Origin of the sequence: Nocardioides ginsengisegetis (genome assembly GCF_014138045.1) — a bacterium.
Lineage (GTDB): Bacteria > Actinomycetota > Actinomycetes > Propionibacteriales > Nocardioidaceae > Nocardioides > Nocardioides ginsengisegetis.
Window position 1 is genome coordinate 273,998 of sequence record NZ_JACGXA010000003.1, and the last position, 25,610, is coordinate 299,607.

Sequence of the window (25,610 nt, forward strand, 5' to 3'; positions counted from 1 at the left end):
ACCCCTCGCGCGGGGTAGAACGAGGGCGTGACCACCGGCTACCCAGCGCTCGGGGAACTCCTGGGGCCCTACCGGGTCGGCCGTCGCCTCGGGGGCGGCGGCATGGGGGTCGTGTTCGCGGCGACCGACGCGATCCTGCGCCGGCCGGTGGCGCTCAAGGTGATCTCCCCGCACCTGGCCGACGACCCCGGCTTCCGCGCGCGGTTCACCCGCGAGGCGCAGGCGCAGGCGTCGCTGGACTCCGAGCACGTGGTGCGGGTCTTCGCCCACGGTGAGTCCGGAGGCCGGCTGTGGATCGCGACGCAGCTCGTCCCCGACGGCGACCTCGGACACCTGCTCCACGCCCACGGGGCACCCCCGGTGCGGACCGCGCTCGACCTGATCGCCCAGGTGGCGTCCGGCCTCGCCGACGCCCACGCCGCCGGGCTGGTGCACCGCGACATCAAGCCGGCCAACGTGCTGCTCCGGCGGCGCGAGGGCCACGTGGATGCCTACCTCGCCGACTTCGGGATCGCGCGCCTCGTCGGCGACGGGTCCTCGGCGACCGTGCACACGGTCGGCACCCCGGCCTGGATGGCGCCCGAGCTCCACACCGGCGGCACGGCCGGCGTCGCCAGCGACGTCTACTCCCTGGGCTGCCTGCTCTGGGCGACCCTCACCGCGAGGGCGCCGTACTCCGGCACGTCGGACTTCCAGGTCGTCACCGCCCACCGCGAGCAGCCGGTGCCGCAGCTCCCGGGCACGGGACCGCTGGTCGAGGCCGTCAACGCCGTGCTGCGGTCCGCCATGGCCAAGCGGCCGGACGACCGCTTCCCGTCGGCCACCGCGATGCGCGACGCGCTCCGGGCGGCCGTGGCGCTGCCCGACGCTGCGCCCGCCCCCTCCCGACGTACGACGATCGTCGCGGCGGCCGCCGTCGCGCTCCTGCTCGTGGGCGGGGGAGGTGTCGCCTGGGCCGCGTCGCGCGGGGACGGGCCGACGAGACCGCCGCCGACCGGCCCCAGCGCTTCCGTGTCCCCGGCCGCAGACCGCACGGCAGAGCAGCGGGCGACCGCCGGGCTCGCGCAGGCGCTGGCCGCCCGCGGCGACGTGACGCCCGCCCAGGCGCGGTGCGTGGCCCGCGACGTGCTCCGGCGGGTCGGGCTGGGGGAGATGGCGGCCGATGGTCTGTTCGACGCGCGGATGAACTACCTCGACCGGGACCTCGCGCCGTTCCCAGCCGTCGCGGCGGCGGTCGTCAGGGCGACGGTCGCCTGCCGCTGACCGGGGACCCGGCGGGCTCGAGGGGGTGCAGCAGGGCGTCGGTGCCGCCGTCGACGAACAGCACCGACCCGACGACCAGGCTGGCGGCGTCGGAGAGCAGGAAGGCGATCGCGGCCGCGACCTCGTCGGGGCGACCCGGGCGCCCGATCGCGGAGGGGTAGGCGTCGGCGAACGCCCCCAGCACCGGGTCCTCGCGCAGCCGGTCGGTCATCGGGGTGGCGACCAGGCCGGGGGCGACGGCGTTGAGCCGGATCCCCGCCCCGATCCAGTCGGGGGTGACGCCTGCGCGCCGCGCCCAGTGCGCCAGCGCCGCCTTGGTGGCCGGGTAGACCTCGACCGCCTCGACGCCGGCGGCCACCTCGCGGGCACGGCTCTCGTCGCCGGCCAGGCAGGCCTGCGCGACGTCGCCGCTCCAGCCGGGCTGGGCGGTGATCGAGTTCGACGACAGCACCACGACCGACGCGCCGGGCCGCATCAGCTCCCGCAGCCCGGTCAGCACCTCGACGGCGCCGAAGTAGTTCACGGACACGACCAGCTGCGGGTCGACGCCGGTGAGCCCGGCGATCCCCGCGCACGGCACGCAGCCGTCGAGGGCGTCAGTCAGCGCAGCGATGCCGGATACCGCCGCGGCCCGACCCGACGCCGACGACAGGTCGGCCAGCACGTCGATCCCCGACCCGGCGACGTCGACGGTCAGCACCCGGTGGCCCTGCGCGCGGAGCAGTGCGGTCGTGGCTGCCCCGATGCCGGACGCAGCGCCCGTGACGACGTAGGTCTTCACGGCGGGCTCAGATGTAGCGGGCCGCACGGTCGGCAGGCGACCCGGGCCCGGCCTCGAGCAGCGCGGCCAGCTCGTGCTCGAGCACCGACCCGACCCGCTGGCAGAAGGCCTCGGGCTCGTCCGCGGCGTCGGGCAGCTCGGCGACGATCCGGTCCACGATGCCGAGCTCGGCCAGGTCGAGCGCCCGCACCCGCTGCTGCCGCGCCATCTCGGGGGCGTGGTCGAGGTCGCGGTGCACGATCGCGCTCGCCCCCTCCGGCGGCAGCGGCGAGAGCCAGGCGTGCTGGGCCGCGACGACCCGGTCGGCCGGCAGGAACGCCAGCGCCCCGCCACCGTTGCCCTCGCCGAGCATCAGGCACAGGGTCGGGGCGTCGAGGGTGACCAGGTCGGCCAGGCTGCGCGCGATCTCGCCGGCCAGGCCGCCGTTCTCCGCCTCGGGGGAGAGCGCCGCGCCCTGCGTGTCGATGACCGTCACGAGCGGCAGCCCCAGCTCGGACGCGAGGCGCATCCCGCGCCGCGCCTCGCGCAGCGCCTCGGGCCCCATCGGGTGGTCCGCGGTCTGGCCTCGCCGGTCCTGGCCGAGGAACACGCACGGCGCCTCGCCGAAGCGCACCAGCGCGATCAGCAGGCCGGGGTCGTGCTCGCCCTGCCCGGTGCCGTTGAGGGGTACGACGTCGGTGGCGGCGTACTTGAGGAGACGACGTACGCCGGGCCGGTCGGGGCGGCGCGAGCGCGTGACGGCGTCCCACGTCTCGACGTCGGGGAGCGGCGTCAGCGGCACCGGCGCCGGGACCGGCTTGATGCCGTGCCGGGGCGCCAGCAGGATCGTCAGCGCGCGGTCGAGGATGCCGGCGATCTCCTCGGGCGGGACGACGGCGTCGATGATGCCGCGCGCGTAGAGGTTCTCCGACGTCTGCACGTCCGCGGGGAACTCCTTGCCGTAGAGCGCGGAGTAGACACGCGGGCCCAGGAAGCCGACCAGCGCGCCGGGCTCGGCGACCGTGACGTGGCCGAGCGAGCCCCACGACGCCATCACGCCGCCGGTCGTGGGGTGCCGCAGGTAGACGAGGTAGGGGAGGCCCGCGGCCTTGTGCGCCGCGACGGCCGCGGAGATCCGGACCATCTGGACGAACGCCGGCGTTCCCTCCTGCATGCGGGTGCCGCCGCTGACGGGCGCGGCGAGCAGCGGCAGGCCCTCGACGGTCGCCCGCTCGATGGCGGCCACGAGCCGGTCGGCCGACGCGCGCCCGATCGACCCGGCCAGGAAGCCGAACTCGCCGACGACCACGGCCACACGGCGGCCGTGCATCAGGCCCTCGCCGGACAGCACGGACTCATCGACGCCGCTCTTCTCCGCGGCTGCGGCCAGCTCCGCGAGGTACTCCTCCGACAGCCCCGACCGCAAGGGCGGGACGTCCCACGAACTCCAGGAGCCCGCGTCGAGGACCAGGCCGATGAGCTCTGCTGCGTTGAGTCGATGCGTCACGCGGGCAGGCTATGCCCTGCCTCGTGCCAGGCGGCGAGGACCTCGAGCTCGTCCTCCCGGCTGACACCGGTGACGGTCGCGTCGGGGTGGGCCCGCAGCCAGGCCAGCGTGTCGCGGGCGGTGTCGGCGACCGGCCGCGGCCGGAGCCCGGCGTCGAGGGAGGGCTGGACGTCGTGCGCCAGCATGCCGTCGTACTCCGGGCGCGGCAGCCACAGCGGCACCGCCTGCGGGCCGGCCCACGGCGCGACCTCGCGGTCGGCCAGGAACTCCTGCGGCACCCAGGTCCACGCGGGCGCCACGCCCGCGCCCTGCGCCGTCGCGGCCAGCACGTCCTCGATCCGCATGGTCGGCCCGACGCCGTCGTACACGCCCTCGGTGCGGGCCTCGCAGGAGTCCACGACCCACTCCGCCAGGTCGCGTACGTCGATCACCTGGACCGCGTCGTCCGGCGAGCCCGGCGCGAGCACCTCGTCGCCGTCGGAGACCGCGCCGAGCCGGGCCGGCCAGTAGGTGAACCGGCCCGTGGGGTCGCCGGGGCCGACGATCAGCCCGGGCCGGACCACCATCGCGGACGCGACCCCGTCGAGCACGATCTCCTCGCACGCGACCTTCATCGGACCGTAGGCCTCGCCGTCGACGGAGAGGTCCACGTCCTCGTGGATCGGCTCGCGCAGCGGGAGCGTGCCGGGACGACCCCCGGGTGTCGACTCGTCCTCGTAGACGTTGACGGTGGACACGAAGACCCAGTGGGCACGCGGGAAGCGCGCCACCGCGGCACGGACCCACGACGGGTGCCGGGCCACGTCGACGACCGCGTCGAAGTCGCCCAGCTCGTCGGGCAGCCCCGCGGCCCGGTCGGTCACGACGTGCCGCGCGCCGAACGGCACCGACCCCGACGAGCCGCGGCACGCGCACGTGACCTCGTGGCCGCGGCGGACCGCGTCCTCGGCGACCGCACGCGACAGGAACACCGACCCACCCAGCACCAGGAGCTTCATGGGTTCAGCCGACTACGGCGCCGACCGGACCGCAAGGGTGTTCGCCCAGAGCACAGATCCAACAAGAGACGGGGCGGCGTCAGGTGCGGGGCGGGGACTTCCGGCCGAGCAGCCACGCGTCGAAGAACGGCTGCAGGTCGCGCCCGGTCTGCTGCGACCACCACGACGTGATGTCGTCGTAGCCCGCGTTGCCGTCCTCGTGCACGGTCGGCCACTTCCGCACGAGCCGCCAGAACTCGTCGTCGCCCAGCCGCTTGCGCAGTTCGTCCCACATCAGCGCGGGGCCGTAGTAGATGTTGCCCTCGCCGAACGTCGCCGGGTCGTAGTCGGCCGGCGGCCCGGACTCGCGGCGCATCTGCGGCTCGATGCTGCCCCACTCGGCCATCAGCGACGCGACCGACCGATGGTCGTGCTCGGCCTCCCACAACCCCTGCAGGTAGAGCGCCATCCCCTCGCTCATCCACACGTCGCGCCAGTCGCGCGGGGTGACCTCGTCGCCGTACCACTGGTGCACGATCTCGTGCACGAGCACCTGCGGCGCGGTCGTGTAGTCGGTCCGCCCGAGCGTGATCATCGACTGCGTCTCCATGCCCGACCGCGAGTCGACGAGCAGGATGCCGAGGCTGGAGAAGGGGTAGGGCCCGAGCTTGCCCTCCACCCAGTCGACGGCCGGGGCGGTCGACCGGAGCCCCTTGATCGTGTACGCCGCGCCCCGCGGGGTCCAGTAGGTGATCGGCACGCCGCTGGTCGAGCGGTCCTTGGTCTCCTGGAAGTCGCCGATCGCGATCGTGACGAGGTACGACGACGCCGGCTCGTCGAGGTGCCAGCGCGTGATGCTGGTGCCGTCCTGCTGGTCGCGCGAGTCCAGCGTGCCGTTGGCGACGCCCATCATCGGCTCGGGGGCCGCGATCGTGAAGGAGTAGAGCGCCTTGTCGGCCGGCTGGTCGTTGACGGCGTACCAGCTGTAGGCGCCGAAGGGCTCCTGCATCGTCCAGGCGGCGTGGTCGGTCGTCGTCGTCCAGCCGAGCGTGCTGAAGTCGCCCCGGGTCGTGGGGGCGCTGACCGGCCGCGGGGAGCCGGCGTAGGAGATCACCATCGTGTAGCGCCGGTCGGCCCGCGTGTCGAGGTGCACCACGAGGTCCTTGCCGGGGTGGTCGAAGTCCGCGTCCGCACCGTCCACCGTCACCGACGAGACGGTCAGCGCCTGGCCGAGGTCGAGCTGGACGTGGTCGCCGGTCGCGGTCGCCCGGAAGACCAGCGTCTCCACCGCGGTCAGGGTGTCGCTCGCGGGCGTCCACGCCAGGTCGAGGTCGTAGTGCAGCGCGTCGACCGACGGGTCGCCCACATCGGGGTAGACCCGGTCCTCGACCGGCTCGCTCACGGCGGCGTCGAGGGACGGGTCGTCGGTCGCGACGGTCGTCTCGCTCCCGACCGGCTCGACGGCCCGGGAGGCCGAGGACGAGGCGGAGACCGGCGACGGGTCGGCCTTCGGGGAGGAGGAGTCGCACGCGGCGAGCGACGTCCAGGCCAGGGCGAGGGCGACGACCCCGCCGGCGAGCCTCATTCGACGCCGCCGCGCAGCAGCGGCCGGGCGAGCCTGCGGCCGTGGTGGATCTGGGCCTTCACGGTGCCGAGCGGCGCGCCGACCTGCTCGGCGATCTCCTCGTAGGACATGCCGTAGACGTCGCGCAGGATCAGGGGCTCCACGAACTGCGGGTGGTCGCGCTCGATGGTCTCCATCGCCTCGAGCAGGTCGAGGCGGGTGCCGGCGATGACGCTGGTGGTGCGCGGGTCGGGCCGGTCCATCGGTCCGGTCGCGGCGTGCGGGTCGGCGGGCACGGCCTGGTTCTTCATCCGGCGGTAGGTCGACCTGGCGGAGTTGACCGCCACCACGTGCATCCAGGTGGTGAACCGCCCCCGGCCGCCCCACGAGCCGATCTTGGCGGCGATGTTGATCAGCGCCTCCTGGCAGGCGTCCTCGGCGTCGGGGGTGTAGGGGAGCACCCCGCGGCAGACGTTGAGCGCCCGCGGCCGGATCGCGCCGAGCAGCACCTCGAGCGCGTCGCGGTCGCCGTCCCGGGCGCGCCGCGCCAGCTCGTCGATCTCGTCAGCAGTGCGTGCCTCCACGCCGTTCTCCCCCGATTCGTGGGCCCCGAAGCCCCCTGTCGCAACAACCCGAAGATAGTCCAGAACGCGTAGGACCCGGCCGGGGCCGGGTCCTACGGTTCGGTCACGATTCCGGGGCTACTTCACCTCGGACCGCATCAGCATCGTGAGGCCGACGGCCAGCGGCGCGACCAGCCAGATGAGTCCGCTGGTGCCGAGCTGGCCCCACTGCTCGCCGGTCATGGTGCCGTTGAAGAGCTGGCCCTGGGCGAAGTTGAAGTCGACCCACGGCTGCAGGTCGTGGAACCACGCCTGCCCGTTGGCCAGCAGCATCGCCAGCGTCGGGAGCACGAAGCCGTAGACGAAGTAGCCCACGATCGCGCCCGCCGAGTTGCGGATCACCACGCCGAGCATGAAGCCGATCAGCAGGCCCAGGACGTTGCCGAGGACGATGAACGCGAGCGTCCGCGGCCCGTCGTCCCAGACGGTGTCGACGCCGGCGATCGCCGACCCGACGACGTTGCCGACCGCGCCGATGACCATGGCGACCAGCATCGAGCCGACGCCCACCGCCACGGCGACGACCGCCTTGGCGGCGATCACCCGGCCGCGGTGCGGCACGAGCGTGAACGTCGTCAGGCCGCTGCGCTGGCTCCACTCGCTGGTCACGGCGAGCACCGCCACCATCGGCAGGATCACCGCCATCGGGAAGCCGATCGCGCCGGCGAACGTGTCGTAGGTCAGCTCGTCGCGCGGCGCCCACAGCAGCACGGCGCCGGTGGCGAGCAGGGCGGTGATGCCGATGCTCGCGAGCAGCCAGAAGCCGGAGCGGGTGTCGAACGACTTGCGGGCCTCCACCGCGACGACCCGGGAGAACGGGATCGGCGCCGGAGGGGCGGTGCGGGTCACGGGCCGGCGGGCCAGGTCGCTGGTTGCTGCGGGGGTCATGGTGGTCATGCCGCCACTCCTTCTCGGGTTCCTTCTCGCTGGGTGTCCGCGGTGAGCTCGAGGAACATCTCCTCGAGCCCGGCGCCGTCGGCGCTGCGCAGCTCGCGCAGGGCGATGCCGGCCCGCAGGGCGACCTCGCCGACGAGGTCGGGGTCGGCGTCGGTGCGCAGGGCGTCGCCGCCGCTGGCGTGGTGGGTGATGCCGGAGGCGGTCAGCGCCCGCGACAGGTGGTCACGGTTCGCCGCCCGTACGACGGTGCCGGCCGCCTGCAGCAGCTCGGCCTTGGTCCCCTGGGCGACGATCCGGCCGTTGCCGATCACGACCAGGTCGTCGGCGATGACCTCGATCTCGTGCAGGAGGTGCGAGGACAGCAGGACGGTCGCGCCGCGGTCGGCGTACCCCCGGAGCAGGTCGCGCATCCACCGGATGCCGGCCGGGTCGAGGCCGTTGGCGGGCTCGTCGAGGATCAGCACCTCCGGCTCGCCGAGCAGCGCCGTGGCGATGCCGAGCCGCTGCCGCATGCCGAGGGAGTAGTGCCGGACGCGCCGGCCGGCCTCCTCGGGCGTCAGGCTGACGAGGTCGAGGATCTCGTCGACCCGGCTGGTCGGCAGGCCCATGGTGCGGGCGGCGACCGTGAGGATCTCCCGGCCGGTGCGGCCGGCGTGCTGCGCCGAGGCGTCGAGCAGCACGCCGACCTCGAGGCCGGGGTTGGGCAGGTCGGCGAAGCGCCGACCGCAGACCGTGGCGGTTCCCGAGGTGGCGGGCGTGAGCCCGACCAGGACGCGCATCGTCGTGGACTTGCCGGCACCGTTGGGGCCGAGGAACCCGGTGACGCGGCCCGGACGGGCCGTGAACGTCACGTCGTCGACGGCCGTGAAGCTGCCGTAGGTCCGGGTGAGGGAGTCGATGGAGATCATGTCGAGAAGACTCGCCCTCACCGTGCCGATCGCACATCGGGGAAGCCGCTGAACCCGACCCCGGTCGCACCCCCGAGACGCCCTCGGGGTCGACCCCGATCCGGCGACCACCGCCCCGGCCGGGCTTCTTGGCATGATGCCTCCGTGTCCATGCCCTCCCGCCTCGGTCGCTACGCCGTGCGCCGGCGCATCGGAGCGGGCGGCTTCGCCACGGTCTGGCTCGCCTACGACGAGCAGCTCGACTCCCCGGTGGCGATCAAGGTGCTCGCGGACAACTGGACCGAGGACCACCACGTGCGCGGCCGCTTCCTCGAGGAGGGCCGCTACCTGCGCAAGGTCGAGTCGCCCCACGTCGTGTCCGTCTACGACGCCGGCGAGCTCGAGGACGGCCGCCCCTACCTCGTGATGTCGTACGCCGACCAGGGCACCCTCGCGGACCGGCTCGACGTCGAGGGGCTCACCCCCGAGCAGGCGCTCGAGGTGATCCGCCAGGTCGGCGCCGGCCTCCAGGCCCTGCACGAGCGCAACATCCTGCACCGCGACGTCAAGCCGGCCAACGTCCTCTTCCGCACCGTCGAGGCCGGGTCCGGCACCGAGGTCCGGGCGATGATGGGCGACCTCGGGCTCGGCAAGGCGCTCGACATGTCCTCGCGGCTCACGATGATCGCCGGCACGCCGTCCTTCGTCGCGCCCGAGCAGGCGCAGGGCGAGAGCCTCGACGCCCGCGCCGACCAGTACTCCCTCGCCGCGCTCACCCACCTGCTCCTCGCCGGCCGGGCGCCCTACTCCCACGCGACGCTGGCCGCGGCCGCCGAGCCCGGCCCGCCCCCGTCGCTCTCGACGCCGGAGCGGCCCTTCCCGGCCGAGGTCGACGCCGTCGTACGCCGTGGCCTGGCCCCCGACCGCGAGGACCGTTGGCCCGACGTCCGGTCCTACGTCGAGGCGCTGACCGCCGCGCTCGGCCGGGAGGCCGCGGGCACGGCGCCGGCCCCGTGGCTGCCCGTCGACCCCGCGCTGACCCAGCCCGGTGCCCGGCCCTCGCCGCGCCCGGTCGCCGGCACGGTCCTGCCCGAGCCGCAGCCACCCGCGGAGCCCCGGCGCCGCGGCCGCACGGTCGCCGCGGCGCTCGTCGGCGCCGTCGCGCTGGCGGCCGGCGCCGCCGGTGGGTACGCCGCGGAGCAGCGTCGGGCCGACCGCGACGTGACGCTGGGCGACGACGGCGGCTCGCTGTTCGTGACCGTCCCGTCGACCTGGCACCGGGCGGTCGCCGACACCGGGTGGCGCTCGCCCCTCGACAAGACCCGGTACGCCGCCCTCTCGGTCGGGACGAGCCCCGACTGGACCGCCACGGCGTCGACCGCGCAGGGCGTCTTCCTCGGGATCCTCGCCGGCACCGAGCTGCCGAGCCAGGTGCCGCAGCATCCCGAGTGCCGGACCGCCCAGTCGCCGTACACCGACGAGGGCGATCTGGGCTCCTCGGTGACCGTCGTCTACACCGACTGCCCCGGCGGGGTCACCGTCGAGCGGGTCGTGCAGGTCGCGGACAACCGGCTGCTGTGGATCCAGGTGCGCAGCGCGACCCGGGCGACTGCCAACGCCGTGCTCGACTCCGTCGAGACCCGCGGCATCTGACGCCCGCTACTGCACGGGCGAGATGCTCCTGGACACCGTCGCCAGCAGGTCGTCGAGACCGGCCCGGTCGACGGACCGACCGACGACGGACATCTCGAACTTCGCCTCGGTCTCGCCGGGGATCGAGAACCACATGAACGTGTTGAAGCGCTGCGTGTTGCGGACGGCGTCGCGGTAGCTGAAGGACAGCAGGTCGGTCGTCTGGCCGATGATCTCGACGTCCTGGTAGCCGGCCTGCATCGCGGCCAGCTTCTGCGCGACCATCTGCTCCCGGGTCTTGTGCTCGCTGGCGATCTTGACGCGCAGGCTGTAGCCGCCGATCTCGGGCTCGCCGCGCGGCCGCCACCGGTACTCGTTGTCGTACTCCTCCGTGCGCACCCAGCCGCGCGGCGCCCGGTAGGTCCACTGGAAGCCCGGGCTGCCGATGACGTGCCGCTTGTAGGTCAGGCTCGGCAGCAGCGGCGGGTAGGGGATGTCGGCGGCAAACGGCCGCACCGGGTCGACCGGCAGCGAGGGGCTGCTCGCGGGCACCGGGCCGGCGTCGCGGAAGGTCACCGCCGTCGGCTCGCGGTGCTCTGCCCAGGCGTAGCCGCCGCCCACCCCGAGCAGGGCGAGGAGCAGCACCACCCCGAGTCCCCGTGCGCCCATGGCCGTCACCCTAAGGTCTGGCCCCTCCGTGAGTTGCGTCACCGCCCGCCGAGAGGATTGGGTGGCGCCATGACAACGTCGTCGGACCTCTTCGCCCAGCACCGTGACCGCCTCGACGCCGCCGTGGCGGCCTGCGCCACCCGTGGCTACTTCTCCGCCTTCGACGAGTCCCCCTCGCCGCGCGTGTACGGCGAGAACGCCGCCGCCGACGGTGTCGCGGCGTGGAAGTCCTGGCTCGACGGCGCCTTCCCGCTGAGCACGCCGGGCGCGGAGGGCACTGTGGCGACCGAGCGCTCGCCGTACGGCTTCGACCTGGGTGTCACCTACCCCCGCGTGACCCCGGCCGGCGTCGACGCGCTGCTGGTCGCCGCCGAGGCGGGCAAGAAGGCCTGGCGCGACGCCGGCCCCGAGGCCCGCACCGGGGTCTGCCTGGAGATCCTGGCGCGCCTGCACGGCCGGATCTTCGAGCTGGCCAACGCCGTCCAGCACACCAGCGGCCAGGCCTTCGTGATGGCCTTCCAGGCCGGCGGCGCGCACGCGCTCGACCGCGCGCTCGAGGCGATCGCCTACGCCTGGACCGAGATGACCCGCACCCCCGCCACCGCGCTGTGGGAGAAGCCCGGCCGTGGCGAGCCGCTGCGGATGGAGAAGACCTTCACCGTGGTGCCGCGCGGCGTCGCGCTGGTCATCGGCTGCAACACCTTCCCGACGTGGAACTCGTGGCCCGGCCTGTTCGCCTCGCTGGTCACCGGCAACCCGGTCGTCGTGAAGCCGCACGCCTCGGCCGTGCTGCCGCTCGCGATCACGGTGCAGGCCTGCCAGGAGGTGCTGGCGGAGGCCGGCTTCGACCCCAACCTGGTGACGCTGGCCGCCGAGGACCCCGCCGACAAGCTCGCGGCCGTCCTCGCCGTGCGGCCCGAGGTCAAGCTGATCGACTTCACCGGCGGCAACGCCTTCGGCGACTGGCTCGAGGCCAATGCCCGCCAGGCCACGGTCTTCACCGAGAAGGCCGGCGTCAACACCGTCGTCATCGACTCCACGTCCGACTTCCGGGCGATGTGCCAGAACCTCGCGTTCTCGTTCTCCCTCTACTCCGGCCAGATGTGCACGGCCCCGCAGAACGTCTACCTCCCCGAGTCCGGCATCGCGACCGACGACGGCGTGAAGACGCCCGCCGAGGTCGGCGCCGGCATCGAGGCGGCCCTCGGCAAGCTGCTCGGCGACGACGCCCGGGCGGTCGAGCTGCTCGGCGGCGTGGTCAACGCCGGCGTGCTCGAGCGGCTCGAGCAGGTGGGCGCCCGCGGCGACGTGCTGGTCGCCTCGCGCACGGTCACCCACCCGGCGTACGCCGACGCGACGGTGCGCACCCCCACGCTCGTGCAGCTGTCGGCCAAGGATGCGGACGTCTACGAGTCCGAGTGCTTCGGCCCGGTGGCCTACCTGATCACCACGTCCTCCACCGAGGAGTCGATCGACCTCTTCCGCGACACCGTGCAGCGCCACGGCGCGATGACGGCGGCGGTCTACGCGACCTCCGAGCCGGTCATCGCATCGATGCGCGACGCGGCCCTCGACGCGGGGGTGGCCCTCTCGGAGAACCTCCTCGGCGGCGTCTTCGTCAACCAGTCCGCGGCCTACTCCGACTTCCACGGCACCGGCGCCAACCCGGCGGCCAACGCGTCCTACACCGACGGCGCGTACGTCGCCTCCCGCTTCCGGGTGGTGCAGTCCCGCCGCCACGTCTGACGGACGATGAGTATTTCTCCTCGGGCGGGTCTGTCGTATCCGTAGCCCCGTGTTCGTGGAGGGGGTGAGACCCCGACACCGAGGAGACCTGCGATGACCGACCTGAAGAGCCGCTGGCTGGCGCTCTACGTGCTCTGCCTGGGCGACCTGATGATCGTGCTGGACTCCAGCATCGTCAACGTCGCGCTGCCCTCCATCCAGACCGACCTCGGCTTCTCGCCGTCGGCGCTGGCGTGGGTGGTCAACGCCTACCTGCTGACCTTCGGCGGCTTCCTGCTGCTGTCGGGCCGGCTGGGCGACCTGTTCGGCAACAAGAGGGTCTTCACCCTCGGCGTCGTGTCGTTCACGGTCGCCTCGATCGCTTGCGGCCTCGCGCCGTCGTCGGGGCTGCTGGTCGCCGGCCGGGCGATCCAGGGGCTCGGCGGCGCCGCGGTGTCCGCGGTCGCGCTGAGCCTGATCATGGGCCTGTTCTCCGACCCGGGCGAGCGGGCCAAGGCAATGGGCTTCTTCGGGTTCGTGATGTCGGGCGGCGGCGCGGTCGGCGTGCTGCTGGGCGGCGTGCTCACCGGCCTCTTCTCGTGGCACTGGATCTTCCTGGTCAACGTCCCGGTCGGCGTCGCGGTCTGGTTCGCCGCCCAGCGGGTGCTGCCCGGCGACGACGTCGCCGAGGGCCAGGGCCGGCTCGACGTGGCCGGTGCCGTGCTGGTGACGGCCGCGCTGATGCTGTCGGTCTACGGCATCGTCGGCGGCAACGAGGCCGGCTGGACCTCCGGCCGCACGCTCGGGGTGCTCGGCGCCAGCGCCGCCCTGCTCGCCGCGTTCGTCGGGTGGGAGGCGCGCGCCGCGAGCCCGCTCGTCCCGCTGCGGCTGTTCGCGCTCCGCAACGTCTCGATCTCCCAGGTCGTCGGCGTGCTCTGGGCGGCCGCGATGTTCGCGTGGTTCTTCCTCGCGGCCCTCTACCTCCAGCGCGTGCTGGGCTACGAAGCCCTCGAGGTCGGCCTGGCCTTCCTGCCGACCAGCGTGGTGATGGCGTTCTGCTCGCTCAAGGTCTCCGACCGCGCCGTCATGCGGTTCGGCATCCGCCGCCCGCTCACCGTCGGCCTCGGCCTGGCCGCCGCCAGCCTCGCGCTGTTCTCCCGGGCGCCCGTCGACGGCTCGTACGCCGTGGACGTGCTGCCCTCGATGATCCTGCTCGGCATCGGCGCCGGCATCGCCTTCAACCCGGTGCTCCTGGCCGCGATGGGTGACGTCGAGCCGCATGAGTCCGGCCTGGCGTCGGGGGTCGTCAACACCAGCTTCATGATGGGCGGCGCGCTCGGCCTCGCGATCCTGGTGAGCCTCTCCGACCACCGCACGGGCTCGCTGCTGGCCGGTGGGGCGGACCCGGTCGAGGCGCTCAACGGCGGCTACCACTGGGCGTTCGCGGCCGGTGCCGTCTTCGCGCTGCTGGCCGCCGCGATCGGCGGCGGGCTGCTGCGGCCGCGCCCGATGCAGATGCCCCACGAGGTGGAGACCGTCCCCGCTCACGAGGACCCCCTCCCCGACCCGGTCTGACCTCTCGCCGGGCGTTAGCGTGCGGGACGTGACGATGATCCGGAACGCCCGCCTCGTCCCGCTCGCGCCGGGAGAGGTCGCCCCCGACCAGCCCCTCGACGTCCTCGTCGAGGGCGGCTCGGTGACCGCCGTCGGGACCGCGCTCGACAGACCTGCCGGCGTCGAGGAGATCGACGCCGCCGGCCGCTGGATCGCTCCCGGCCTCTGGGACCAGCACGTCCACCTCGCCCAGTGGACCCTGGCCTCGCAGCGGCTCGACCTGGCCTTCGCGCGCTCGCCCGAGGACGCCACCCGGATGGTCGCCGAGCGGGTCGCTGAGTACCCCGAGCTCCCCGTCATCGGCTGGGGCCACCGCAGCGGCGGTTGGGAGCGCGACGTCACCGTCTCCGAGCTCGACGCGGTCTCCGGCGACACCCCCGTCGTGCTGATCAGCGGCGACGGCCACCACGCCTGGCTCAACACGATCGCGCTGATGCACCTGGCGATGCCGGTGCGCGACAGCGTGGTCCGGGAGGCCGAGTGGTTCGCGGCGTACGCCCGTCTGTCCACGCTCGTCGGCGACGACGGCACCTCGCCCGAGGCCTACCGCCGCACGCTCGACCACGCCGCGACGATGGGCGTCGTCGGCATCGTCGACTTCGAGTTCAGCGGTGGCGTGCCGGAGTGGCAGCACCGCTGGGCCAACGGCTGCGACCTGCTGAGCATCCGGATGGCGACCTACGCCGACACCCTCGAGGACATCATCGGGCGGGGCCTGCGCACCGGCGACGCGCTGCCCGGCTGCGACGACCGGCTCACCATGGGGCCGCTCAAGATCATCAGCGACGGCTCCCTCAACACCCGCACGGCGTGGTGCTGTCAGCCCTACGCCGACGCCCACCGCCTGGAGTACCCCTGCGGCCAGCCCAACCTGTCGGGCGCCGAGCTGCGGACTCTGCTCGCCCGCGCGCACGCGTCGGGCCTCGAGATCGCCACCCACGCGATCGGTGACGCGGCTGTCGCCGAGGCGCTCGCGTCGTATGCCGACACGGGTGCCCGTGGCTCCATCGAGCACGCCCAGCTCGTCGGCCGCGACGACGTGCGCGAGATGGCTCGGCTCGGCATCCGCGCCAGCATCCAGCCCGCCCACCTGCTCGATGACCGCGACCTCACCGAGAAGATCTGGGGCGACCGGTCGGCGCGCTCGTTCGCCTTCCGCTGGATGCTCGACGACGGGGTGGAGCTCGCGATGGGCTCCGACGCGCCCGTCTCGCCGCTCGACCCGTGGCTGGCCGTCTCCTCGGCCGTCCACCGCAGCGCCGACGAGCGCGTCGCCTGGCACCCCGAGCACGCCCTCACCCCCCGCGAGGCCCTGGCCGCCTCGGTCGACGGCCAGCCCATGGTCCGCGTCGGCTCCCGCGGTGACCTGGTCCTCCTCGACGCCGACCCGCTGGCCGACCTCGGTGACTCGGCGAAGACCGGCGCCGCCCTCCGTGACATGTCCGTCGCCCTCACCCTCGTCGCCGGCGCGACGGTCCACTCCGCCCTCTAGCGCGAGAGGGCACTCAGGGGCAGTCTCATCGCGCCGAGCGGGCACTCAGGGGCAGTCTCATCGCGCCGAGAGGGCACTCAGGGGCAGTCTCATCGCGCCGAGAGGGCACTGAGAGTGCCCCCAACTGCCCTCTCGCGCCGTTGGGAGTGCCCCCAACTGCCCTCTCGCGCCGTTGGGAGTGCCCCCAACTGCCCTCTCGCGCTACTTGAGCGCTGCCAGCACCAGCTCGGCGGCCTTCTGCTGCTCGGCCTCGAACGGGTGGAAGGCCAGGGCGGCCTGCGGATCCGTCTGCGCACCGTTGATCCAGGGATCCTTCGCGCAGATGTCGTGGCCGGCGGTGGCGGCGAACAGGTCGACGTACTCCGCGTCACCGGCGGCCGCGGTGGCCTTCCTGATCGTGGTGACGAGGTCCTCGAGGACGCCGCGCGCGTAGGCCACGTCGCCGTCGGCGAGCGGCAGCAGGTCGGGGCAGGTGCCGTGGGCCGGCAGGATCTGCGGGTAGCCGACGACCAGCACCTTCGCCTGGGGCGAGCGGTCGTGGATGCCCTTGACGATCGCGGTCACGTGCCCGCCGATCTGCTGCACGGCCGCGCGCAGCTGGTCCTTCCCGCCTGCGGTGAGCTTGTCCCGGCACGGTGAGCCGTGCGGGTCCTTGCTGGTGACCTGGGAGCACGCGCCCACCATCGTGGCGAACAGGTTGGCGTCGTTGCCGCCGATGCCGATCGTCACGAGGTCGGTGTCCTCGGTCAGGGCGTCGAACTGCGCCGGCACCAGCCCGGTGTTGGTCTTCTGCACGCCGATCATCGACTCGCTCGACGCCCCGCTGCAGCTCACGTCCGTGAGTGAGGTGCCCGGGAGGGCCGCAGCGACCAGCGCCGGGTAGTTGTTGGTCGAGCGCAGGCAGCCGTTGGAGGTGTCGGTGTCCGGCACGAGCGGCGCGGCCGTGTAGGAGTCGCCGAGGGCGACGTACGTCGGGAACTGCGCGTCGACCTGCGTGGTGACCGAGGCGCTGGGCGTGGCCGAGGTCGAGTCGGCGGAGGGCGATCCGGTGGTGGCGTCCGACGAGCAGCCGGCCAGGGCGAGGGTCGCGAGCGCGGCCACGAGGACGGTGCGGAGGGGGGACGTCATGTCCAGCACGCTACGGCCCACGACCATGCCGGACCGCCACGCCCCGCCTCCCGTGTGACCGAGACGTCGTTCGTGGGGTACGACTGTGCTGTGACCGACCACCACCTGCCCCCCGACGCCCCGCCTCCGGGCGACTCCGAGCTCAGGAGCGACGAGGCGGTGGACGAGGCCATGCCCACCGAGCCGGGGCAGAAGAAGGATTCGACCTTCACGGTCCTGGTCGCGCTGGTCGCCAACGGACTGCTGGCCCTGGCCAAGACGGTCGCGGCCTTCCTCACCGGCTCGGCGTCGATGGGGGCGGAGGCCGCGCACTCGTGGGCCGACACCGGCAACGAGGTCTTCCTGCTGATCGCCGAGAAGCGCGGCGAGCGGCCCCGCGACGACAAGCACCCGCGCGGCTACGGCCGGGCGACCTACGTGTGGTCGCTGGTCGCGGCGTTCGGGCTGTTCTCGGCCGGCGCGGTCGTCTCGATCTGGCACGGCGTGAGCGAGCTGTTCGCCGAGCCGAGCGAGGTGAGCTACACCGTCAACTACGTCGTCCTGGGGCTCGCATTCCTGCTCGAGGGCTCGTCGTTCATCCAGGCCAGCCGCCAGCTCAAGGGCGAGGCCAGCAGCTGGGGGCTGCACCCGCTCAGCTACATCGACCGGACCTCCAACCCCACCCTGCGGGCGGTCTTCTTCGAGGACTTCGCAGCCCTGCTCGGGCTGGTCCTGGCCGGTGCCGGCATCGCGCTGCACCAGCTGACCGGCCAGGCGGCGTACGACGCGGTGGGCTCGATCGCGGTCGGCCTGCTGCTGGCGTTCGTGGCGGTCTACCTGATGCGCCGCAACATGCAGTACCTCCTCGGCCAGACCCTCGGCTCGGAGATGTGGTCGCGGGTCCTCGCGGCCCTGCTGGCCCACGACGCGATCGAGCGGATCACCTACCTGCACGTGGAGTACGTCGGTCCCCAGAAGGTGTTCGTCGTGGCGGCCGTCGACCTTACCGGCGACGACCGCGAGCCCACGCTCGCGCAGCGGCTCCGGCAGGTCGAGCTCGACATCGAGCGCAACGACCTGATCGAGGACGCCGTGCTGACCCTCTCGCTCCCCGAGGACCCCTCGCTCAGCCCTGACCCGCCGCCGGCCGGCTGACCCGGTCCGCACCGAGCACCAGCACGAGCTGCAGCACGGTGTCCGGGTCGTCGAGGCGGTCGCCGTACAGGTCGCGGAGCTGGCCCATGCGGTAGCGGACCGTCTGCGCGTGCACGAACAGCTCCTCGGCGACCTCCTCCCGGCGACCCTGGTGCAGCAGCCAGGACCGCAGGGTGTCCGCGAGCTTCTCGGCCGTGCCGGGGCGCAGCCCCTCGAGGGGGGCCAGCACCTGGGCACGGAGGTCGGCGAGCGCGGCCGGGTCGGCACCGAGCACGAGCCGGGGGAGGTGAGCCTCGGTGTCGTCGGGGAGCCCGAGCGCGTGCGCACGCAGCGCCCGGTCGTACGACGCCCGCACCTCCAGCCAGGGCCGGGGAGGACCCGCGATGCCGCCGCGGCCCCGCAGCGTGCGCAGCAGCACGCCCCGCGCGCGGCCGTGCGCGTCGGGGACCAGCAGCAGCGCGAGCTCCTCGAGCCCGGGCAGGTCGCCGGCCCGCAGGGTCGCGGGGGAGAGGGAGGCGAGGACCGAGCGGACCTGCGACTCCGGCAGCAGCACCGCGGTCAGCGTGGTCGGTGGGACCCAGTCGGCGCGCTCGGCGGCGTCGACCACGGTCTCGGTGGCGGAGTCGTTCAGCAGGTGGTGGGCGACCCGCTCGAGCAGCCGCTGCCGCACCCGGCCCGTGGTCGCGAGCTCGTCGGTGTGCCCGGCGACGCTGGCCGCGGACAGCTCGTCGATGTAGGCGAAGACCAGCTCGGCGAAGTCGACCAGCGTCTCCGGCTGGACCCCGTTGGCCACCGCCGCCGTCGACATCTCGCGCCACGACACCCGGGCGCCGATCCGGTAGGCCGCCAGCAGCGCCTCGGTCGTCCGGCCGCTGCGGGCCTCGCCCCGGCCGAGCTGGTAGGCGCCCTCGACGGCCGGCGCGGCCGGCGTGCGGGGGTCCGAGCCGCGGCGGCCCGAGGCCAACGAGAGGAAGCCGCCGAGCGCGAGCTGCACCGCGTTCCGGATGTTCTCGCCCATCGGCCCGGACAGGGCACCCTCGTAGCTGGGGACCTCCTCGATGATGGCCGCGACGGTGGCCTCGGCGACCGCCGGCAGGCGGGAGCGCATGTCGGCCACCGCCTCGGGGGACAGGGTCAGCCCGTGACCGGCGGTGCGGCGGGGAGTCGCTCGGGGCATTTTTGTCTCCTGCGAACAAATGTGACGCGGACTTTCACGTTCCTCGCACATGAGTTTACGCCCGAGGTGCAGGAGACTGATCCCATGAGCACCGTTCTCCCCCGCGCCGCGGCTCCCGTCCCGTTCGGACGCAGCCTGCGCGACGGCGTACGCCGGCTCGCCGAGGCCGCGGTGACCCCGCTCGAGCTCGGCGACGTGCTGGACGTCTTCCACCCGCTCCGCAAGGGCGCCGACCTGCGCGGCCGGATCGTGTCCGTGACCGCCGAGACCGCCGACGCCGCCACCCTGGTGATCAAGCCGGGCAAGGACTGGGCCGGCCACGTGCCCGGCCAGTACGTCCGCATCGGCATCGACGTTGACGGCGTCCGCCTCTGGCGCACCTACTCGCTGACCCACGGCCCCCGTGCCGACCGCTGCATCAGCATCACGGTCAAGGGCATCCCCGACGGCGTGGTCTCCAACCACCTCGTGCGGAAGGTCCGCCCCGGCCAGATGATCCAGCTGGGCCAGGCTGCCGGCGACTTCGTGCTCGCCGACCCGATGCCCGCCAAGCTCCTGATGGTCACCGCGGGATCGGGCATCACCCCGGTCATCGGCATGCTGCGCGGCCTCTTCGCCCGCTCCGAGCGGATCACTGCCGACATCGTGGTCCTGCACTCCGCGCTCTCGCGGGCCGAGGTGATCTTCGGCGACGAGCTCCGCCAGTACGCCGCCGAGGGCCGCCTGCGCCTCGTCGAGCTGCACACCGACACCCACGGGATGCTCGACGTCGACGACCTCGACACGATCGTCCCCGACCTCGCCGAGCGGGTGACCTACGCCTGCGGCCCGGTCGGGTTGCTCGACGCGCTCGAGGCGCACCACGAGCCCAAGGGCCTGCCGCTGCACATCGAGCGCTTCCGGGCGCCGATGGTCGCCAACGCCAACGATGGGCAGAGCGGCGGCACGCTCTCGTTCACGAAGTCCGGCACCGTCGTCGAGGCCGACGGCGCCACCCCGATCCTCGACGCGGCCGAGTCGGCCGGCGTCCTGATGCCCAGCGGTTGCCGGATGGGCGTCTGCTTCGGCTGCGTCCTGCCGCTCCGCGAGGGCGCCGTACGCGACCTGCGCAACGGCCAGCTCACGATCGCCGCCCCGGGCGACGGCGTGATCATCCAGACCTGCATCAGCGCGGCCGCCGGCCCCTGCCACATCGACAACTGACTCCTCGACCCCCCCCGAGAGGAACCACCATGACCGCCCTGCAGAAGAAGTCCGACAACCCGATCGCCCACCTCACCCCCGAGGACATCGAGCAGCTCGGCGTCGAGCTCGACGCGATCCGCCAGGACGTGCTCGACGCGCGCGGCGCCAGCGACGCGGCGTACATCCGCAAGGTGATCAGCGTCCAGCGCAAGCTGGAGCTCGGCAGCCGCGCCGTCCTCCTGGCGAGCGTCTTCCCGCCGGCCTGGGTCGTCGGCACCGCCGGCCTCTCGGTCGCGAAGATCCTCGAGAACATGGAGATCGGCCACAACATCCTCCACGGCCAGTGGGACTGGATGCGCGACCCCAAGATCCACTCCACGACGTGGGAGTGGGACATGGCGACGCCGGCCAAGCAGTGGCAGCACTCGCACAACGAGCTGCACCACACCTACACGAACGTCATCGGCAAGGACAACGACCTCGGCTACGGCATCATGCGCGTCGACGAGGACCAGCCCTGGCACCCGTTCTTCCTCGTCCAGCCGTTCTGGAACTTCGTCAACGCCTGCTTCTTCGAGTACGGCATCGCGGCCTACGACCTCGAGCTCGGCGCCAACATCAAGCGCAAGAAGACCAAGGACCCCGAGTTCAAGGCCCGGGTCAGCCAGGTGCTGAGGAAGATCCGCAACCAGGCGACCAAGGACTACGTCGTCCACCCGGCGCTGTCGTTGCCGACCGGCTCGTTCCTGCCCACCCTGGCCGCCAACTTCACCGCCAACGTGGTCCGCAACCTGTGGAGCCACTCGATCATCATGTGCGGCCACTTCCCCGAGGGCGTCGAGACGTTCGAGAAGCGCTCGATCGAGGGCGAGACCCGCGGCGAGTGGTACGTCCGCCAGATGCTCGGCTCGGCCAACATCTCCGGCTCCAAGGCCATGCACCTCATGAGCGGCAACCTGTCCCACCAGATCGAGCACCACCTGTTCCCGGACCTGCCGTCCAACCGGTACGCCGAGATCGCGCCGAAGGTGAAGGACCTCTTCGACAAGTACGGCCTGAACTACCACGCCGCGCCGTTCCCGAAGCAGGTCGCGTCCGCCTGGCACAAGGTGATCCGCCTGTCGCTGCCCAACGGCTGGCTGGCCACGACCAACGCCAAGAACGTCGTGCCGCAGACCAAGCTGCTCTACAAGATGACCACCGGTGGCGCCAAGGTCCGTCGGGCCGCGCAGGCCCGCCTCAACCAGCAGGCGCGCCGGGCCGCGGAGGCCAAGGCCGCCTGACACCCTGCGTTTGGAGGAGCCATCGACTGGGCACGAACTGTCCTGCGACTGCTCGCTCGGACTCCGACCGGCAGCGCACGACCCATCAACCCAACGGACGGAGTCTCACCATGCTGTGGACCATCTTGATCGTGCTGGCCATCATCGCCCTCGTGCTCTTCATCCTCGGCCGCGTCCGGCGCTGACCTCTGGCCTGCCGGGATAGTCCCCAACGCAGTTGTCGTGGAATGACCCCGCGGACAGCAATTGCGTTGGGGACTATCCCGACGAGTCCGGGTCGATGAGGGCGTCCGGGTCGAGCCGCGGCGGCACGGCGGCGAGCGCCGCCTGCACCAGTGCGACGCGGGCCCGCAGCAGCACCGCCCGGCGTACGCGCCCCAGGTCGTCGGTCGCCACCGACTCGACCGTGGCCAGCACCTCCCGGTCTGTGTACGACGGCCGCGTGCCGGGAGCGACCTTCACGTCGGGGAGCGCGACCAGCACCGGGAGCACCTGGTCGCCCAGCCCGCTCAGCAGCTGGTAGCGCTGGGCGCGGTCCATCGACTCCCACAGCTCGTCGACGTCCCGCTTGCCGCGGCGCACGTCCCGCCGGGTTGCGAGGACCGACTTCGCCGCGCCGGCCATCGCCTGGGTCATCTCGTTCTCGGTGAAGCGCACGCGCCCAGCATCCCAGCCGCTCAGCCGAGGGCGGCGGACACCACCTCGCGGGCCTCGGCCTGCACCTCGGCGAGGTGGTCGGCCCCGCGGAACGACTCGGCGTAGATCTTGTAGACGTCCTCGGTGCCCGACGGCCGGGCGGCGAACCACGCCGACTCCGTGGTCACCTTGAGGCCGCCGATCTTCGCGCCGTTGCCGGGCGCCTCGGTGAGCTTGGCGGTGATCTCCTCGCCGGCCAGCGACGTAGCGGTCACGTCGGAGGGCGACAGCGCGCCGAGCTTGGCCTTCTGCTCCCGGTTGGCGGGTGCGTCGATGCGGGCGTACGCCGGGTCGCCGTGCTCGGCGACCAGGTCGGCGTAGTGCTGCGAGGGGGACTTGCCCGTGGTGGCGAGTATCTCCGAGGCCAGCAACGCCAGGATGATCCCGTCCTTGTCGGTGGTCCAGGTCGAGCCGTCGCGGCGCAGGAAGGAGGCGCCCGCCGACTCCTCGCCCCCGAAGCCGAACGAGCCGTCGATCAGGCCGGGCACGAACCACTTGAAGCCGACCGGCACCTCCACCAGCGGCTTGCCGAGCCCGGCCGCGACCCGGTCGATCATCGAGGACGACACCAGCGTCTTGCCGATCCGCGCCGTGTCCGGCCAGTCGGGGCGGGCACCGCCGAAGAGGTAGCCGATCGCGACGGCGAGGAAGTGGTTGGGGTTCATCAGCCCGGCGTCCGGGGTGACGATGCCGTGGCGGTCGGAGTCGGCGTCGTTGCCGGTCGCGATGTCGTACTCGTCCTTGCGCCGGATCAGCGAGGCCATGGCGCTGGGCGAGGAGCAGTCCATCCGGATCTTGCCGTCCCAGTCGAGCGTCATGAAGCGCCACGTCGGGTCGACCAGCGGGTTGACCACGGTCAGGTCGAGGCCGTGCCGCTCGGCGATCTCGCCCCAGTAGTCCACCGCCGCGCCACCGAGGGGGTCGGCGCCGATCCGGACGCCGGCGTTCTTGATCGCCCCGATGTCGAGCACGTTCGGCAGGTCGTCGACGTACGTCCCCAGGAAGTCGTACGGCGCCGCCGCGGCCCGGGCGCGCCCGAACGGGATCCGGCGCACCCCGGCCAGCCCGCCGGCGATCAGCTCGTTGGCGCGCCGGGCGATCACCGACGTCGCGTCGGTGTCGGCGGGGCCGCCGTGCGGCGGGTTGTACTTGAAGCCGCCGTCGGTCGGCGGGTTGTGCGAGGGGGTGACGACGATGCCGTCGGCGAGCCCGGTGGTCCGGCCGGCGTTGGCGCGCAGGATGGCGTGGGAGACAGCCGGAGTCGGCGTCCAGCCGTCGCGGTCGTCGACGAGCACGGTCACGTCGTTGGCGGCCAGGACCTCCAGGGCGGTCGCCCACGCGGGCTCCGACAGCCCGTGGGTGTCGCGGCCGATGAACAGCGGGCCGTCGTACCCCTGCTCGCGCCGGTAGTCGCAGATCGCCTGCGTGGTGGCGAGGATGTGCGTCTCGTTGAAGGACGTCTTCAGCGACGTGCCACGGTGCCCGCTGGTGCCGAAGGCGACCTGCTGGTCGACGTCCTCGGGGTCGGGCACGCCGGTGTAGTAGGCCGTCACCAGGTGCGCGACGTCGACGAGGTCGGAGGGTTCGGCGAGCTGTCCAGCGCGTGAGTCGGCCATGGCCGACATCATGCCGCGAACCGGGGGCCACGTCTCCGCGACGGTGAGTGGAACCTGTGACGCGGTCGACAGGCGCTCGGGCGGGCTTCCCGACGTACAGTGGAAAGACCCCCGGAACCCCCTGACGCGGATCAGTCCGTGTCGTTCCGGGGCGATCGCCCCCCATCACCCGACCCGGTCCCGGTCGGCAGGAGACACCTCCACGATGCCTGCTTCCGCCATGCCTGACACCCTCGAACGTCCCACCGCCCCGCACGCCGAGCCCGCGGGCCACCACCGCCCGCGCCTGGGCGCCGTGATCAAGCGGGTCTCCCTGAGCCTGCTCATCGCCTGTGTGATCCCGGCCGCACTGTTCTACGCGGTGTTCGCGACCTTCGGCGTGTGGACCGCGATCATCGTCTCGCTGCTGTGGTCCTACGGCGCCATCGCGTGGCGCAAGCTCACCGGGCGGCGGACCTCCGGGCTGCTGTTCCTGACCGCGGCCCTGATCACCAGCCGCACGGTGATCAGCCTGATGGCGCACAGCACCTTCTTCTACTTCCTCCAGCCGATCATCAGCGACGGCGTCGTCGCCACGGCGTTCCTGCTCTCCCTGGTCACGGCCCGCCCGATGGTCGCGCGGCTCGCCGGCGATTTCTACCCGCTGGACCACGAGCTGTCGATGCGCCCGCGCATCCAGCGACTGTTCCGGGACCTGACCCTCCTGTGGGCGCTGCTCGCGCTGGGCAAGGCGCTGATGACGCTGTGGCTGCTGCAGTCGCAGTCGCTGGAGACCTTCATCCTGGTCAAGAGCGTCACGGTGCTCCTGATCAACATGTCCGCCGCCGCCGCGACCATCGCGCTGGCCGTGGTGGTCGCCCGCAAGGAGGGCCTGCTCGGCCACCACGCCGAGCCCGCGCTGGCCCGCGCCTGAGCCGTACCTGAGGCCCGCCGGGGCACAATGCGGGCGTGACCGGCACCGCGCACTACCTCGCGTTCGGCGCCGGGCTGGCCGCGATGACGGCCCTCACCCTCGGCATCGGCCGGTGGGCGCGCACCGGGCTGGGCTGGTTCCCCCTGTGGGCGCTGCTGCGCGCCGTGGTCCAGCTCACCGTGATCGCCCTGCTGCTGCGCGGGATCCTCGCGGTGCCGTGGACGGTCGCCGGCTTCGTGGTCCTGATGCTCAGCACCGCCTCGTGGACCTCGATGGGGCGGCTCCGCGAGCTGCACCGCGGTCGTCGTACGGCGGTCGCGGGCGTGCTCACCGGAGCGCTGCTCACCCTCGTCACGATCTTCGCCCTGCACCTCGTCGACCTCGAGGTGCGCTACGTCGTGGCCGTCGGCGGCATCATCATCGGCAACTCCATGAGCGCGGCCACCCTGGCGGGCCGCAACTTCCTGCGCGGCTCCCGCGCCCGCAAGGACGAGATCGAGGCCTGGCTCTCGCTGGGGGCGACCCCCAGCCGGGCGCACGAGGAGATCGGTCAGGAGGCGGTCCGCGAGTCGCTGCTCCCGACCCTCGACCAGACCAAGTCCACCGGCCTGGTCACCCTGCCCGGCGCCTTCGTCGGCGCCCTCTTCGGCGGCGCCAGCCCCGCGGAGGCGGCGCAGTTCCAGCTCGTCGTGCTGGCCGGCATCGCGCTGACGATGACCGTCACGGGCGTCGTCGTGACCCGCCTGGCCGGCCGCACGCCGTACGTCCCTCTCGTCGTCGACGGCCGCACCGCGTGAGCCCCGCCACGCGTCACCGTCGGTTCACCTGAGCCACCCCGCTCCGTCACCGCGCCTCGCTTGGGTCGGGG

At 73.0% G+C, this 25,610-nt stretch carries 22 protein-coding genes; 10 read left to right on the forward strand and 12 right to left on the reverse strand.

From position 1 onward, the window contains the following. The first annotated feature begins 27 nt into the window (after positions 1-27). Positions 28-1,263: a protein kinase domain-containing protein gene (locus FB382_RS20835; RefSeq protein WP_182541875.1), complete on the forward strand. Its 1,236-nt coding sequence runs from the start codon at positions 28-30 to the stop codon at positions 1,261-1,263. On the opposite strand, the gene FB382_RS20840 is transcribed toward FB382_RS20835, so the two are convergent. From FB382_RS20840 to FB382_RS20870, 7 genes are all read right to left on the reverse strand, one after another. Further along, a complete protein-coding gene (locus FB382_RS20840) occupies positions 1,238-2,044 on the reverse strand; it encodes an SDR family oxidoreductase (RefSeq protein WP_182541876.1) in 807 nt (268 codons plus the stop codon). The two genes, FB382_RS20835 and FB382_RS20840, sit on opposite strands and share 26 nt — an antisense overlap. A 7-nt stretch (positions 2,045-2,051) precedes the next feature. Continuing rightward, positions 2,052-3,530 carry a carboxyl transferase domain-containing protein gene (locus FB382_RS20845; protein WP_182541877.1) on the reverse strand — a complete coding sequence of 493 codons (1,479 nt, stop codon included), beginning with the start codon at positions 3,528-3,530 and terminating at the stop codon, positions 2,052-2,054. Beyond that, entirely contained in the window at positions 3,527-4,528 is a 1,002-nt protein-coding gene (locus tag FB382_RS20850; protein WP_182541878.1) for a Rossmann-fold NAD(P)-binding domain-containing protein, read from the reverse strand. The genes FB382_RS20845 and FB382_RS20850 overlap by 4 nt, the downstream gene beginning before the upstream one ends. Positions 4,529-4,607: 79 nt before the next feature. Next, complete coding sequence (locus FB382_RS20855; protein ID WP_182541879.1) at positions 4,608-6,092, reverse strand: M1 family metallopeptidase; 1,485 nt, start codon at positions 6,090-6,092, stop codon at positions 4,608-4,610. Further along, a complete protein-coding gene (locus FB382_RS20860) occupies positions 6,089-6,655 on the reverse strand; it encodes a sigma-70 family RNA polymerase sigma factor (protein WP_182541880.1) in 567 nt (188 codons plus the stop codon). Before FB382_RS20860 ends, FB382_RS20855 begins: the two co-directional genes overlap by 4 nt. Before the next feature lie 117 nt (positions 6,656-6,772). Beyond that, complete coding sequence (locus tag FB382_RS20865) at positions 6,773-7,591, reverse strand: ABC transporter permease subunit (protein WP_182541881.1); 819 nt, start codon at positions 7,589-7,591, stop codon at positions 6,773-6,775. Further along, positions 7,588-8,499, reverse strand: coding sequence for an ABC transporter ATP-binding protein (locus FB382_RS20870; RefSeq protein WP_182541882.1), 912 nt, complete (start codon positions 8,497-8,499; stop codon positions 7,588-7,590). Before FB382_RS20870 ends, FB382_RS20865 begins: the two co-directional genes overlap by 4 nt. A 150-nt stretch (positions 8,500-8,649) precedes the next feature. Here FB382_RS20870 and FB382_RS20875 point away from each other — a divergent pair, with 150 nt between their 5' ends. Next, the gene (locus FB382_RS20875; RefSeq protein WP_220481981.1) at positions 8,650-10,131 is read left to right on the forward strand and encodes a serine/threonine-protein kinase; all 1,482 of its coding nucleotides are present in this window, start codon (positions 8,650-8,652) and stop codon (positions 10,129-10,131) included. A gap of 6 nt (positions 10,132-10,137) precedes the next feature. Here FB382_RS20875 and FB382_RS20880 read toward each other — a convergent pair whose 3' ends face one another. Beyond that, on the reverse strand, positions 10,138-10,779 hold the full coding sequence (locus tag FB382_RS20880) for a hypothetical protein (protein WP_182541884.1): 642 nt from the start codon (positions 10,777-10,779) through the stop codon (positions 10,138-10,140). Between the two features lie 69 nt (positions 10,780-10,848). On the opposite strand from FB382_RS20880, the gene paaN reads away from it, so the two are divergent. The 3 genes from paaN to FB382_RS20895 all read left to right on the forward strand — a co-directional run bounded on the left by paaN (position 10,849) and on the right by FB382_RS20895 (position 15,610). Further along, the gene (gene paaN, locus FB382_RS20885; RefSeq protein ID WP_182541885.1) at positions 10,849-12,525 is read left to right on the forward strand and encodes a phenylacetic acid degradation protein PaaN; all 1,677 of its coding nucleotides are present in this window, start codon (positions 10,849-10,851) and stop codon (positions 12,523-12,525) included. 93 nt (positions 12,526-12,618) lie between these two features. Next, positions 12,619-14,079 (forward strand): DHA2 family efflux MFS transporter permease subunit, encoded by a 1,461-nt coding sequence (locus FB382_RS20890; protein ID WP_182541886.1) that lies wholly within the window; start codon positions 12,619-12,621, stop codon positions 14,077-14,079. A gap of 34 nt (positions 14,080-14,113) precedes the next feature. Continuing rightward, positions 14,114-15,610 carry an amidohydrolase gene (locus FB382_RS20895; protein ID WP_182542018.1) on the forward strand — a complete coding sequence of 499 codons (1,497 nt, stop codon included), beginning with the start codon at positions 14,114-14,116 and terminating at the stop codon, positions 15,608-15,610. Positions 15,611-15,811: 201 nt separating this feature from the next. Here FB382_RS20895 and FB382_RS20900 read toward each other — a convergent pair whose 3' ends face one another. Beyond that, positions 15,812-16,738 carry an SGNH/GDSL hydrolase family protein gene (locus FB382_RS20900; RefSeq protein WP_182541887.1) on the reverse strand — a complete coding sequence of 309 codons (927 nt, stop codon included), beginning with the start codon at positions 16,736-16,738 and terminating at the stop codon, positions 15,812-15,814. A gap of 90 nt (positions 16,739-16,828) precedes the next feature. On the opposite strand from FB382_RS20900, the gene FB382_RS20905 reads away from it, so the two are divergent. After that, positions 16,829-17,872 (forward strand): cation diffusion facilitator family transporter, encoded by a 1,044-nt coding sequence (locus tag FB382_RS20905; RefSeq protein WP_343055710.1) that lies wholly within the window; start codon positions 16,829-16,831, stop codon positions 17,870-17,872. Here FB382_RS20905 and FB382_RS20910 read toward each other — a convergent pair. Beyond that, positions 17,844-19,049, reverse strand: coding sequence for a PucR family transcriptional regulator (locus FB382_RS20910; RefSeq protein ID WP_182541888.1), 1,206 nt, complete (start codon positions 19,047-19,049; stop codon positions 17,844-17,846). The two genes, FB382_RS20905 and FB382_RS20910, sit on opposite strands and share 29 nt — an antisense overlap. Before the next feature lie 84 nt (positions 19,050-19,133). Here FB382_RS20910 and FB382_RS20915 point away from each other — a divergent pair, with 84 nt between their 5' ends. Beyond that, positions 19,134-20,252 carry a ferredoxin reductase gene (locus tag FB382_RS20915; protein ID WP_182541889.1) on the forward strand — a complete coding sequence of 373 codons (1,119 nt, stop codon included), beginning with the start codon at positions 19,134-19,136 and terminating at the stop codon, positions 20,250-20,252. Positions 20,253-20,281: 29 nt separating this feature from the next. Then, positions 20,282-21,517 carry a fatty acid desaturase family protein gene (locus FB382_RS20920; RefSeq protein WP_182541890.1) on the forward strand — a complete coding sequence of 412 codons (1,236 nt, stop codon included), beginning with the start codon at positions 20,282-20,284 and terminating at the stop codon, positions 21,515-21,517. 258 nt (positions 21,518-21,775) lie between these two features. Here the strand turns inward: FB382_RS20920 and FB382_RS20925 are convergent, their stop codons facing one another. Continuing rightward, positions 21,776-22,174, reverse strand: coding sequence for a hypothetical protein (locus FB382_RS20925; RefSeq protein ID WP_182541891.1), 399 nt, complete (start codon positions 22,172-22,174; stop codon positions 21,776-21,778). Between the two features lie 20 nt (positions 22,175-22,194). Then, complete coding sequence (gene pgm, locus FB382_RS20930) at positions 22,195-23,829, reverse strand: phosphoglucomutase (alpha-D-glucose-1,6-bisphosphate-dependent) (RefSeq protein ID WP_182541892.1); 1,635 nt, start codon at positions 23,827-23,829, stop codon at positions 22,195-22,197. Between the two features lie 220 nt (positions 23,830-24,049). Between pgm and FB382_RS20935 the strand changes: the two genes are divergently transcribed. Both FB382_RS20935 and FB382_RS20940 read left to right on the forward strand, forming a co-directional pair. Beyond that, positions 24,050-24,742 (forward strand): VC0807 family protein, encoded by a 693-nt coding sequence (locus FB382_RS20935; RefSeq protein ID WP_182541893.1) that lies wholly within the window; start codon positions 24,050-24,052, stop codon positions 24,740-24,742. A gap of 35 nt (positions 24,743-24,777) precedes the next feature. Further along, positions 24,778-25,539 carry an ABC transporter permease gene (locus tag FB382_RS20940; protein WP_343055711.1) on the forward strand — a complete coding sequence of 254 codons (762 nt, stop codon included), beginning with the start codon at positions 24,778-24,780 and terminating at the stop codon, positions 25,537-25,539. Positions 25,540-25,610 lie beyond the last annotated feature (71 nt).